Origin of the sequence: Halomonas jincaotanensis, from assembly GCF_018448785.1 — a bacterium.
Lineage (GTDB): Bacteria > Pseudomonadota > Gammaproteobacteria > Pseudomonadales > Halomonadaceae > Halomonas > Halomonas jincaotanensis.
Genome location: NZ_JAHCLU010000007.1, coordinates 34083 through 45972 on the forward strand (window position 1 = coordinate 34083; position 11890 = coordinate 45972).

General features: G+C 56.4%; 14 protein-coding genes. 4 read left to right on the forward strand and 10 right to left on the reverse strand.

Annotation, left to right across the window (positions count from 1 at the left end; all coding sequences use genetic code 11):
• Nucleotides 1-79: 79 nt before the first annotated feature.
• On the reverse strand, nucleotides 80-1138 hold the full coding sequence (locus KG088_RS07830; protein ID WP_213824956.1) for an SDR family oxidoreductase: 1059 nt from the start codon (nucleotides 1136-1138) through the stop codon (nucleotides 80-82).
• 141 nt (nucleotides 1139-1279) lie between these two features.
• Between KG088_RS07830 and KG088_RS07835 the strand changes: the two genes are divergently transcribed.
• Nucleotides 1280-2236 (forward strand): LysR family transcriptional regulator, encoded by a 957-nt coding sequence (locus KG088_RS07835; RefSeq protein WP_213824957.1) that lies wholly within the window; start codon nucleotides 1280-1282, stop codon nucleotides 2234-2236.
• Between the two features lie 62 nt (nucleotides 2237-2298).
• On the opposite strand, the gene KG088_RS07840 is transcribed toward KG088_RS07835, so the two are convergent.
• The gene (locus tag KG088_RS07840) at nucleotides 2299-2691 is read right to left on the reverse strand and encodes a winged helix-turn-helix transcriptional regulator (protein ID WP_213824958.1); all 393 of its coding nucleotides are present in this window, start codon (nucleotides 2689-2691) and stop codon (nucleotides 2299-2301) included.
• 102 nt (nucleotides 2692-2793) lie between these two features.
• On the opposite strand from KG088_RS07840, the gene KG088_RS07845 reads away from it, so the two are divergent.
• From KG088_RS07845 to KG088_RS07855, 3 genes are all read left to right on the forward strand, one after another.
• Nucleotides 2794-3540, forward strand: a complete 747-nt coding sequence (locus KG088_RS07845) for an NADPH-dependent F420 reductase (protein ID WP_213824959.1) — start codon at nucleotides 2794-2796, stop codon at nucleotides 3538-3540.
• Between the two features lie 85 nt (nucleotides 3541-3625).
• Nucleotides 3626-4639 (forward strand): zinc-dependent alcohol dehydrogenase family protein, encoded by a 1014-nt coding sequence (locus KG088_RS07850; protein ID WP_213824960.1) that lies wholly within the window; start codon nucleotides 3626-3628, stop codon nucleotides 4637-4639.
• A gap of 21 nt (nucleotides 4640-4660) precedes the next feature.
• Entirely contained in the window at nucleotides 4661-5575 is a 915-nt protein-coding gene (locus KG088_RS07855; protein WP_213824961.1) for a LysR family transcriptional regulator, read from the forward strand.
• Between the two features lie 23 nt (nucleotides 5576-5598).
• Here KG088_RS07855 and KG088_RS07860 read toward each other — a convergent pair whose 3' ends face one another.
• The 8 genes from KG088_RS07860 to KG088_RS07895 all read right to left on the reverse strand — a co-directional run bounded on the left by KG088_RS07860 (nucleotide 5599) and on the right by KG088_RS07895 (nucleotide 11863).
• On the reverse strand, nucleotides 5599-6534 hold the full coding sequence (locus KG088_RS07860) for a nucleoside recognition family protein (protein ID WP_213824962.1): 936 nt from the start codon (nucleotides 6532-6534) through the stop codon (nucleotides 5599-5601).
• Nucleotides 6534-7601 (reverse strand): quinone oxidoreductase family protein, encoded by a 1068-nt coding sequence (locus KG088_RS07865; RefSeq protein WP_213824963.1) that lies wholly within the window; start codon nucleotides 7599-7601, stop codon nucleotides 6534-6536. The genes KG088_RS07860 and KG088_RS07865 overlap by 1 nt, the downstream gene beginning before the upstream one ends.
• Before the next feature lie 420 nt (nucleotides 7602-8021).
• A complete protein-coding gene (fabF, locus tag KG088_RS07870) occupies nucleotides 8022-9281 on the reverse strand; it encodes a beta-ketoacyl-ACP synthase II (RefSeq protein ID WP_213824964.1) in 1260 nt (419 codons plus the stop codon).
• Nucleotides 9282-9304: 23 nt separating this feature from the next.
• Nucleotides 9305-9634: an efflux RND transporter permease subunit gene (locus KG088_RS07875; RefSeq protein WP_213824965.1), complete on the reverse strand. Its 330-nt coding sequence runs from the start codon at nucleotides 9632-9634 to the stop codon at nucleotides 9305-9307.
• Nucleotides 9635-9640: 6 nt separating this feature from the next.
• Nucleotides 9641-10054: an efflux RND transporter permease subunit gene (locus KG088_RS07880; RefSeq protein ID WP_213824966.1), complete on the reverse strand. Its 414-nt coding sequence runs from the start codon at nucleotides 10052-10054 to the stop codon at nucleotides 9641-9643.
• 2 nt (nucleotides 10055-10056) lie between these two features.
• A complete protein-coding gene (locus KG088_RS07885; protein ID WP_319941404.1) occupies nucleotides 10057-10767 on the reverse strand; it encodes an efflux RND transporter periplasmic adaptor subunit in 711 nt (236 codons plus the stop codon).
• A 40-nt stretch (nucleotides 10768-10807) separates the two neighbouring features.
• A complete protein-coding gene (locus tag KG088_RS07890) occupies nucleotides 10808-11170 on the reverse strand; it encodes a biotin/lipoyl-binding protein (RefSeq protein WP_213824968.1) in 363 nt (120 codons plus the stop codon).
• Nucleotides 11171-11245: 75 nt separating this feature from the next.
• A complete protein-coding gene (locus tag KG088_RS07895) occupies nucleotides 11246-11863 on the reverse strand; it encodes a TetR/AcrR family transcriptional regulator (RefSeq protein ID WP_213824969.1) in 618 nt (205 codons plus the stop codon).
• Between the last annotated feature and the right edge of the window lie 27 nt (nucleotides 11864-11890).

An 11890-nucleotide genomic window follows, 5' to 3' on the forward strand; every position in this document is an offset into this window, starting at 1 on the left:
ACACCATAAACGACGAGACCCGGCGCCTGTCGACGCCAGGTCCTACTTGACGAGCTTTCGCCTTACCGAGCTTTTGCGATCAGGGAATGATCTTCTCGGCGCGCAGACGATCGAACAGGTCGAAGAACGCACCGCGGGTCTCGCGGAAATGGTCGAAACCGAAATCGCGTGATTTGGCGGTGTCGTTGACGCACTCCTGGTCGCGACCCAGGTCGGCATCGGTATGCCACCAGGACGCGAGCTTGGCGACGTCCGGCTCGATCAAGTCATGCTTCTCGGCTATGTCGCGCCAGGTCGCGTCGGCCTCGGACATCTGCGTTTCCAGCGGTTGCGGCGTCTCGGGACAGTCCGCTACTTCCAGACCGAAGTACTCACCGATCTCGCGCCACATGCGGCGCCAGCGAAAAACGTCACCGTTGACCGTGTTGAAGGCCTGATTCGCCGCCCCCGGCGTCGTCGCGGCCCACTCCATCTGGCGCGCCAGCACCAGCGCGTCGGTCATATCGGTCAGCGCATTCCACTGAATCTGCGAGCCTGGGAAGACGAACGGCCTGCCGGTCGCCTGGCAGATCGAGGCGTAGACGGCAAGCGTGGTGCCCATGTTCATGGCGTTACCGCGGGCGTAACCGATTACCGTATGTGGACGATGTACGTTCCAGTCGAAGCCCTGGTGCTCGGCGGTTTCGAACAGGACGTCTTCCAGCGCGTAGTAGAAGTTATCGCCGGGGACGCGCGGCTCGGATTCGCGGAACGGCGTCTCGATGCGACCACTGCCGTAGGCTTCGAACGAACCGAGATACTGCTTGGTTCCCGTGACCAGCGAGGCGTGCTGCAGATCAGCGTCAGCGAGCGCCGCGAACAGGTGGCGCATCATGGCGCTGTTGGCCTTAACGTTGGCCTTCTCGTTCTCGCGACCGATCCAGGTGCAGTAGAAGACATGGGTGATCGGCAGGCCGGCCAGCGCCTCTCGCGTAGCTGACTCGTCGAGCAGATCCGCGGCAACCGGAATCACGCCGCTCTGTTGGGTTGCGCGGCGCGAAAGCCCGTAGACCGTCCAACCGCTGGCTACCAGGTAGGACGCCAGATTGCCACCGGTAATCCCGGTGGCGCCGACGACCAGTGCGGTACCTTTACGCATGCGCTATCTCCTTGCGTGAATGCTGTCTGGCTCCCTGATGGGTAGCCAATGCAGGCATTCTGGTAGCGGTCGTTCATTGCTACAATCGAAAGGAGTGCAAATCTTTATTGCGTCAAACGCAACTCAAAGGATATCAATTCGATGGACCTTAATGCCCTGCGCGCCTTCGAGCGGGTCGCCGCCACGGGAAGCTTCACTGCTGCCGCCCGCCACTCCCAGCGCGCTGTTTCCTCCATTTCCCGGCAGATCCGAGGATTGGAAGAGGCCGTGGGTCAGCCGCTGCTCTATCGGCATACCCGTGCAGTGACGCTTACCGAGGCTGGCTGGCGTTATTACGAAGAGGTGCGCGACATTCTGGAGCGGCTCGACTTCGCTACGGAGGCCTTGGCTCACCCAGATGCCGAGCCCAGCGGTATCCTGCGCATCAACGCGCCGGTAGCGTTCGGTCAGCGCCAGATCGTACCCCTGCTGCATCGCTTTCAGAGTCGCTATCCTTCGCTCAACGCCGAACTGCAGCTTAACGACCGCGTGGTCGACCCGGTTCGCGAAGGGCTTGATATCACCTTCCGCGTGGGTAATCTGTCGGATTCGTCGCTGGTAGCGCGTCGCCTGGCGCCGATGAACTACGTGATCGCTGCAGCGCCTGGCTATCTTCAGGCGCATGGCGAGCCCGAGTCGCCGGAGTCACTCGCCAATCACAACTGCTTGCTCTATCAAGGCGAGATGGGCCGCCAGCGCTGGTACTTTCAGACGCCGGATCAGACCAGCGCCGTACCATACGAGGTCACCGGCAATCTTTACAGCAACGACGCCATGAGCCTGGTCCAAGCTGCCCTGCTGGGTCAGGGGTTGGTGATGTTTCCGACCTGGCTGATTGCTAACGAGCTCGAATTCGGCGCGCTGGTCGCGCTGCTCGACTTCTGGCGCTGCGAGGTCATGCCGGGGCGCCGTGATATCCATGTGCTGACCTCTGAACGGCGCCTTCGCTCACGCAAGGTCCGCGCTTTTCTCGACTATCTGTTCGCGTCGTTGACCCCCGTTCCACCTTGGGATCGCTGGCGAGAGACAATGCTGACCGAGAGCGGGCGATCATCCTGATAGCCCTCTCCCTACTAGCTATTCAATCGTTTTCTTCGATCACACCTACCTTTTGGTGAGTATTAAACATTTTTGACGGTACCTTTTTCTGATTGATCGCCAAGAGCTTCACGGCGCATAAAGGCCCAGTCAATCAGCGCCTCCACAGAGGGGCCGAGCGCTATCCCCATCTCGGTCAACGTGTACTCCACCTTTGGCGGAACTTGCGGATAAACCATCCTTGAAACAATGCCGTCTTTCTCCAACTGTCGGAGCTGCTGAATTAGCATCTTCTGGTTAACTCCCTCAACACGCCGCTCCAATTCGGAAAAACGCAAAGGCGATTTAGCAGCAAAGAGCTGAATAATAATGACAATCTTCCATTTCCCTTCAAGTACTCGTAAGGCTTCGCTTGTCGCGGAGGCCCAAACGAGCTGCTGTTCAGGGTCTTCGCAACGCCAGTCTCGATCCGTCATACTTACCTCTTGGTGGGTATTACACTTTTTAGTAGGTTCTTGCTCTTACGTTCGCTTGTCTCTATTTTGCTTGAAAAGCAACTTAGAAGGCTAGGTACAGAAATGAAAATTGGCGTAATCGGTATCGGTAGTATCGGCGGCACGCTTGCCCGTAAGTTAACCGCTGCGGGACATCAGGTTCGAGTCGCAAACTCCAAGGGTCCGGACGACGTTCGGCCGTTCGCGGATAAAATCGGCGCTGAGGCGGTCGACACTCACGGCGCGGTCGACGGAGTGGAACTGGTTATCCTGGCGATCCCGATATCAGCCATTGCAAAGTTTCCTGAAACGCTCTTTGAAAACACGCCTCAAACGACGCCTATCGTCAGCACAAGCAACTACTACCCAGAGCTAGGCGATCCGCGTATTCCCGATATTGATGCGGGACAGGTGGAGAGCGCATGGGTTTCGGAGCAGCTTGGCCGCCCCGTAATCAAGGCTTTCAATAACATTTTGGCTTATTGCCTGGCCGAATTGGGCCGGCCCCGAGGAGCAGAAGACCGGCTTGCGGTGGCGGTGGCCGGTGATGACGTTGATCAGAAACAAAAAGTCATGGAGCTCGTCGATGAGATCGGCTTTGACCCGGTTGATGGCGGAACTCTGAGTGAATCCTGGCGACAAGAGCCGTCAACGCCCAGCTACTGCTGTGACTGGGGTGCTGAGGCCATGCGCAAAGCGCTGACTGCCGCAGTGGAAGGCGAGGCACCTCGCAAGCGCGCTCAGTTGCCTGAGCAATTTGCTGCGCTCGGGTCGAACCCGACCCATGCCGATGTCGTCGCTCTTAACCGATCTTTGAATTGGCCTGACTAACTTGGCAGACCGGTATTTGAATACCCGGAAACCAAGTGGATTCGAGTGTTGATATATCCAACTATTCCTCGCAAGGAGAAGATAGATGAAAGCTATCAGATGGACGTCTGCTGAAAAGCCAGACCTGGAACACCATGACGAACCAACGCCGACCCCAACAAACCATGAAGTGCTCGTTCGCGTTCATGCTGCCTCACTGAACTTTCGTGATCAGGTGATATTGAATGGTCAATATGGTGGGCCCACCCAGAAAAACGGTATCCCTCTATCTGATGGGGCAGGTGAAGTTGTAGCGGTTGGCGATGATGTCACCAGGGCTAACGTCGGTGATCGGGTATCCGCAAGCTGCAACCCACACTGGGTCGGTGGACCCATGCAAGCGGAGTATCATTTGAATAGCCTGGGAATATCGGCAGATGGGTGGTTGTCTGAATATATTCTCATGCATGAAAACGCCATTGTGCATTTGCCTGATTACCTATCGTACATTGAGGCGGCATCGTTGCCATGCGCAGCCGTTACGGCTTGGACAGGCCTCAATCTGTCATCCCCCCTTCAGCCGGGTCAAACCGTTCTGGTACAGGGCACTGGCGGTGTCGCGCTATTTTCGCTCCAGGTGGCACGGATGTTCGGTGCTCGCGTCCTGGCAATCACTTCTACCGATGAAAAGGCCGAGACACTGAAAATATTGGGTGCAGAGTCGGTTGTCAACTACAGCACTTTCCCGGATTGGGATCGCGAGATTCTCGAACTGACCCATGGTAAGGGTGTCGACAAAGTCGTCGATATCGCGGGTGAGAAAACCATCGTCAAATCTGCGGCCTCGTGTCGAATCGGTGGGGAGATTGCGTTAGTTGGATTCACAAGCGGTGTCGGTGGTGGACTGCCACCCATCGACATACTGTCACGCTCTCTTCGAGTTGCCGGCACGGCCATTGGCCCTCGGCTTAATTTCGAAGCGCTGCTCGCAGCGATGGCCCAGCATGAAGTGAAACCGGTCATTGATCGGGTTTACCCGTTCGCGGAATACCGTGATGCGTACCAGCGTCTTGCAAGCGGTAGTCATGTCGGCAAGGTTGTGATTGACGTGGCACATTAACCCCTACAAAGAGTTTATATAGTGGACAATCGACAGATTGATGAGCTTACAGCCCTGCTTGCCGTCGCTAACGAGGGGTCTTTCGTTCAAGCGGGGCGTCGTTTACATCGTCATGCCACTATCATCTCCAAACGTATTGCTTCACTTGAAGCTCGGCTTGGGGTGCGGCTGGTAGAAAGAACAACGCGTCAAATCCGGCTGACCGATGCTGGGCGACGGCTGGCAGACAAAACGGAATCGGCGGTCGACTCTCTTCATAATGCCGAGCTAGAGGCTAGCGATGGCGCAGAACACCTTCGGGGCAAGTTGCGATTGGCCTTTCCAGCCACGATGGGGCGCTTATGGCTTGCACCAATTCTTCCCAAATTTTTGAAGATGTACCCTGCCCTGAAAGTTGAAGTCTTTTACAGCGAGCAGTACGTGGATCTGGTCGGAGAAGGGTTCGATGCTGCGATTAGAATTGGTGTACTTCAGGATAGCCGATTGAAGGCCCGCAAGCTTTGGCATCAAAGACGGGTGCTTGGCGCGTCGCCGAAGTATGTGGTTAAACATGGGTTGCCAAGCGAACCCAGAGACCTCATCCATCACAACTGTTTGGCGTTTCCCGCCTTGGCAACGTTTCCAGAATGGCAGCTCTCAAATGGAGATCATGTAGAGTCAGTCATAACGAAGAGTTCTTTGCTGTCTAACGACAGTCTCGCGCTACTGGAGGCCGCACGCCAGGGCATTGGCATTTTAGGCGCAGGCGATTGGCTAATGGCAAAGGACTTTGCCCAAGGTTCTCTTGTGCCAGTGTTGCCCAACTGGTCTTTTGACGCCAGCGGTGGAATATATTTGGTACGCCCGTCGGCAGATTTCGCGCCCGCTCGAACAGAAGCATTTATTGAATGGATCGTCGGTTGCTTCGAAAACGGACCGCCTTGGATCTCCCGGTAACGTCACCAGGTGAGGCTGTCGTTCTAACTAATTATGGTGCCAAGAAAAGTACGAAGCGTGATACCGATAACGCCTCCTAAAATTGCAGGGAGAGCGGTTTTGCCTAAACGCGCACCAGCGGATAGCAGTATGGCGACTCCCGGTAAATCAAGTGGGTGCAGCAACAACCCCGCACTGGTCAAGCTCACCAACGATAAATTGAGCTGGCCCTGAGCGTTTAGATCATGCATGACACCCACTAACGCTGTACTGCCCGCCAAATATTTAGTCAAAAACGGTAATAGGAGTTCTGGCTCCGCGCCTATTATGTTCATAACGGGAGCCATTAATGCCTGTAGGCTACCGATGGCTCCCATATGCCTCAGCGCTGTCACCACGACGAGAGACAGTAACAGCATGGGGATTATATTAATGACAATCTGAATTGCCTCAGCGCCACTTGTGTTAATTATTTTGAGGACTGAAAATTTTTCCGTAGCTTTCTGTTCCGAATTCTCAGCATTATGGGGTTCGCTGGATAGCTTTCTTCCCCAGAGCCAGTAGGTCGTGGCTGCTGCCGTCAATCCGCCGAGTAGAGAAATTATTAGCGCCTCACCGGCATTCAGCCCCATCACTGAGAGTGGAAAAACAGCATTGGCAGGTGCCATGGCAAGTATGGCGGCAAGTGCCGCAGAAAGATGCCTGTAGGAAGCGCCTCTTTTTTCCATCAGAACCAGAGTTGGGAGCGGCGCGACGAAGCTTACGAAACTTATCTGCAGCATCGCCAACACGCCTAATCCGTTCAGGCCAAAGGGACGGGCAATGGGAGCCATCACGGTCAGAAACTTCTCTAGCGAACCGCTGACTTCAAAAAACCGAAGCAGAACCATCGTCACTACCATGATAGGCAGCAGTGTATAGAGGGCAACATCGACAGCGCTCCGGCCTGCTTCGAGCACTATGACTATAATGGCTTCCACTATTCAGGCCTTAGAACGATCGGACCCATGGCTTTTCGGCTTTCTAATGCCTGATGCGCGTCACTTACCTGCGTTAGCGGATACGTTTTCCAGATATCCCCAGTGATGATGCCGGCCTCGGCAGTGGCATAGACCTCCGTTGCCCGCGCTTGGTATTCGTTGATATCCGTTGCATGTGCAGCAATTGAGGGCCGAGTCAGGAACAGGGAGCCACGGCTATTCAAGGTGCCGACGTCGACCGGGTGTGGTACACCGCTTGAGGCTCCGATGGAGACCATGGTGCCGCGAGTGCGCAAGCTTGATAGTGATGCATCAAATGTATCTTTGCCTATGCCGTCGTAAACGACATCGACCATTTCGCCCCCTGTCAGAGTTTTGACTTCTGACGGTAAATCGCATTTACCCCAAACGCGAACGTTGTCACAACCTCGCTGGCGAGCTGTTTCTACGCTTGATTCTTTGGAAACGACTCCGATCACATAGGCGTTGAGATGCGTCGCCCAAGGAATCATGAATTGGCAGAGTGCGCCTGCAGCACCATAGATCAGCAACACCTTTCCAGACCCAACGGGATAGGTGGTTTTCAAAAGATATTGAGCGGTGATCCCTTTGAAAGTAATAGCGCCCGCATCATCAAAGGATAGAGACTCGGGAAGCGCAATCAATCGATTAGCTGGGTAAGCACGTTCACTCGCGTAAGCCCCCAGTGGACCAAGGGCATAGGCGACTCGATCCCCTTCTTTGACATTGGTGACATTGCGACCGACTTCTAAGACACGTCCCGCAGCTTCAAGTCCTATTCCTCCGGGTATGGGAATTGGAACAGCGCCACTACGTTGCATCACATCAAGGTAATTAACGCCAATGGATTCTTGTGCGATCCAAGCGTCTCCCGGAGCAAGTTTCGAGCGACTGACCTCATGAAGCTGCAGGACATCAGGGCTTCCTGTTTTGGTGATATGGATTTCGTGTGCCATGCCTTCCTCCGTATCGAAATAAGCTTTATGAAAATGTTCGACAAAACGAAGACTGAGGGCAACAGTTAAATTTGCACTTAACAACTGCATAGGACGCAGGAATGTCGGAGGGCTATCATGTGCCACCTAGATAATGTCCGAGCCTCTCGCCGTTGCCAGCATCGAGCCAAGACCATGCTCCGGCAGCGCATCTTTGGATCTCAGGTTCTTGTTTTCGAGGAGTGTCAACCAAACAATTCGTAGGGCCTATACTGTGTTCCATCTTTTCTGAGCAAGCGTCAACTATCTATTCCAGTTACCCACAAAAATGGTCGGTTTCCCCCCTCGAATAAATCCTAAAATATGTCACAAAGACATTTAACACTTAAAATCAATAGCCTAGATCGCCTGTCAGGTGGTCCGAAGGGAGGGGTCCACTTCACGCCGGCAGCGGGCCAGAGCGCCTGCACGTGGCTGAGCCAGGCCTATTTTTACAGTCGGCATCAACTGGCATCGTGACCTCCCTCGGCATCATTCCCAGCGCCGAAAAATAACGCTGGCGTTGACGCCACCAAAGCCGAAGCCATTGGATATAGCGTGCTCCATCGACATTTGACGCGCTGACCCCCGCACTAAATCAAGCCCTTCGCTAGCAGGATCGGGATTCTCCAGGTTGAGGGTGGGAGGCGCAATCTGGTCACGCAGTGCCAGGATGGTCAGAATCGCCTCCAGGCCCCCGGCCGCTCCTAGCAAATGACCGGTCGCCGACTTGGTCGCGCTTACGGCCACCTTGTCTCCGAAGGTGCTCTTGATGGCCGCGAGCTCGCCTTTGTCTCCTAATGGAGTGGACGTGGCGTGGGCGTTGAGATGCTGAATATCTGCTGGGCGCAGTTTTGCCTGCGCTAGCGCGTTTAACATCGCTCGCTGGGCGCCACTGCCGTCCTCGGGGCCTGACGTAATGTGATAAGCATCAGCCGTTGTGCCATAGCCGACAATTTCAGCGAGGGGAGTCGCACCACGAGCAAGCGCATGTTCAAGCTCCTCTATGACCAGAAGTCCCGCGCCTTCGCCCATCACAAAGCCATCCCGAGCGGTATCAAAAGGGCGGGAGGCCTGTGCCGGCGTGTCGTTGAAATGCGTAGACAGCGCGCGAGCGGCTAAGAAGCCCCCCAGGCTCACTTTGTTGATGCAGGCCTCGGCTCCACCGCAGATGGCGACATCCACCTCATCGGCCCGAATCATCCTTGCTGCGTCACCAATCGCCTGGACGCTGGCGGCGCAAGCGGTTACCGGCGCCCCGATAGGGCCTTTGTAGCCATATCGAATAGAAACATGACCAGCAGCCAGATTGACCAAGAACGAAGGCACGGTAAAAGGCGACAGGCGGCGTGCGCCACGGGTGTCCGTTGTGCGAACGGCGTCTGTGATGGCTGGAAAGCCACCCACCCCGGATGCAATCACCGTTGCGGTGCGTTCTTGCTGTTGGGCTTGCTGGGGATGCCATCCTGCCTGGGTAACGGCTTCCTCCGCCGCTGCCAGCGCAAGCAGCATAAAGCGATCCATTTTGCGCTGCTCCTTAACCGGCACAAAGTTATCGGCATTGAAGCCAGCCTCTGGATCTTCCAGGTGATCCGGGACCACCCCGGCAATTTTGACCGCCAGGTCATCCACCATGGTTTCAGGCAGCCGTTTAATACCTGACTGGCCATTCAAAAGCCTTGACCAGCTAGCTTCCACTCCGACAGCCAAAGGGGAAACCAGCCCCAATCCGGTCACAACAACTCTACGCATGCTTAGCTCCTTATTAGCTATTGCTAATTATTTGTTTGACCCTGTGTAACAGGGTTCACTCCACCTTTAGATGCGGTATTCCCGCCCCTAGGTGTGGGCTTGATCTTGAACCAGATGGCATACGTCGCCGGCAAGAACATTAGCGTCAGAATTGTCCCTGCGAAGGTGCCACCGATCAGGGTGTAGGCCAGCGTTCCCCAAAACACCGATTGGGTGAGCGGTATGAACGCCAGAATGGCGGCGAGTGCGGTCAAGATGACCGGGCGAGCACGCTGTACCGTCGCTTCGACCACTGCGTCGAAAGGTGCCAGTCCATCCTGCCGGTTGCTGCGAATATAGAGTGCAAAGGTCACATCATCTTATTCGTCGTTCACCATGGGGCCAATGATTCCACTGGGCAGGCTACTGGTCTCATCGCCAATTTTCTTACGCGCCTGATAGAACTGCTCGGGGACTTCGGCGGGCGGCGTGCTATCGAGCAGATACACCGTGGTGAAGGCCAGGCCCGGACGCGTAAAGGTTTCAGTACGGTCATACCAGCCCAGTTCCTGCATGCGTTTTTCCAGGGGCTCGGCGACCAGCTCTTCCATCTCCTTAGCTGTAGCGCCGGGCCATGCAGTGACCACGGTCATTTGCTTGACGGTAAACGCAGGATCCTCCGCTCGGCCCAGCGTCAGGAAGGCCACAATGCCGGCGATGAAAATCGCCACCATCAGAAACAGGGTGACCGAGCGCTCGCGTACTGCGAGGGCAGAGAGGTTGAAGGCACTCATGGCTACTCTCCACGATTGGCGGCCAAGCCCGTGGTAACCGCACGCTCATCTAACCGCACTTGTTCGCCCTCGTGCAGCAAGTGCGCGCCGAGCGCCACGATGCGATCGCCCGCTTCAAGGTCGCCAACGACCGAGGCGGTTTCATCGCTGAGGCTGGCCACCTGCACAGCATGGCAAGTGACCCGGGGCGACTCTCCTTCGATCAGCCACACGCCGGGCCCTTTACCTGGATCGAAGAGTGCGCCTATCGGCACCTGCAATGCTGAAGCGGAAGGGTCGATCCGAATGTCGACGGAAACGGTCGATCCCAGGGGGGCATCTGCAAGATTGCCCTCCAGTACGTAGCGTGCCTCGAAGGTTCGCGTCAGAGGGTTTGCGGCATCCGACAACTGGCGAAGCGTCGCAGCGCCCGTGAGCCCGTTGCCATAGAGGGTTGCACTGCCTGTGGAGCCGATCGCCGGACGCAGAGTCTCGGGGAGGTCGATGAGTGCCTCGCGGGGCCCAGCATGGGCCACCCGCACCACGGTTTGGCCGGCAGCAACGACCTGGCCGGGTTCTGCCAGCGTTTCCACTACCACCCCGTCAGCATCGGCGAGAAGAACTGCATAATCGGTCTCATTGCGAGCAACGCCCGCCCGAGCCGCGGCCGACATGAGATCCGCCCGAGCCGTCTCGGCGGCTGCGCGGGCGCTGTCGTAGGCCGATGCTGACACCGCGCCTCGAGAGACCAGGTCACGGTATCGCACCTCGTCCTCAGCGGTCTGACGCGCGCGCCCTGGCGGCAGCCACGGCCTCCTCTTGGGCGCGCGCGGCGAGCATCAGATCCGTGGGATCGATGCGCATGAGTGGCTGGCCGCGCTCGACGGCCTGACCTGTATCGACTAAACGCTCCTGTATCTTGCCAGGTACGCGAAAGCCGAGATCGCTTTGCACCCGCGCGGCAACAATACCGGTAAATGAACGCTCGGCCTTTCCATCGACCTCCACCTCCGCTACCCGTACATAAGGGCTCTGCGTGCGAGGATCGATTGAAGAGGTGGCATCGCTGCACGCTGCCAGGGCAAGGGGCAACAGACCGATGACGACGAGGAATGAGATATCGCGACGCTTGAGCATGGAGATCTCCGGGAGGACGGATATCTCCAGCTTATTACTGGTGACCAATATCGTCAATAGTCACTCAGCGGCTCGCTAGGGAGCCAGACTGCGCAGCACCAGGCTCGAAAGCTGCACCGGCCCATCCTCGACAAGATCTAAATTGTGTTGAAGAAGCAGAGGGTTCACATAGGGGTGCATGACCAGAAAGATGGAATGCACCGTCTCGTCCAACGGGGTTTTTCGCTCGAATTCGCCGCTTTCGCGTCCTTCGCGGATGATCTCCAGCAGCATCTGTTTAATGTGCTGCGCATAGGCGCGAGCAGAGGGCCAGCCCTCGCCAGCGGAGTGTGCAGCGATGTCATACAGCTTGCGATCATTGAAGAACAGATCCGAGCCAGTCGTCACTAACGCCTTAAACATTTTGCGGAATTTTTCCGTAGGTGTGGACGCACCAGCTACGGCTTCTTCGATCGCCTCGACGATAGCGTTCAAGACTTTGGAGCAGATGGCCTCGCCGATGGCCTGCTTGGAATCGAAGAACTTGTAGATGTAAGCCTTGGAAAAACCGATCGCCTTGGCCAAGTCGGAGACCGTGGTCTTCTCGTAACCGTAGTGACTGAAGTGCTCTTCGGCAGCCTCCACGATCTGCTCGCGTACGCTGTGGTCGGAGGGGCCGCGCGATTGGGGGGCAGAAGACGCGTTTTCGCTCATGAGAATTCCACACCTCGATATTTTTGG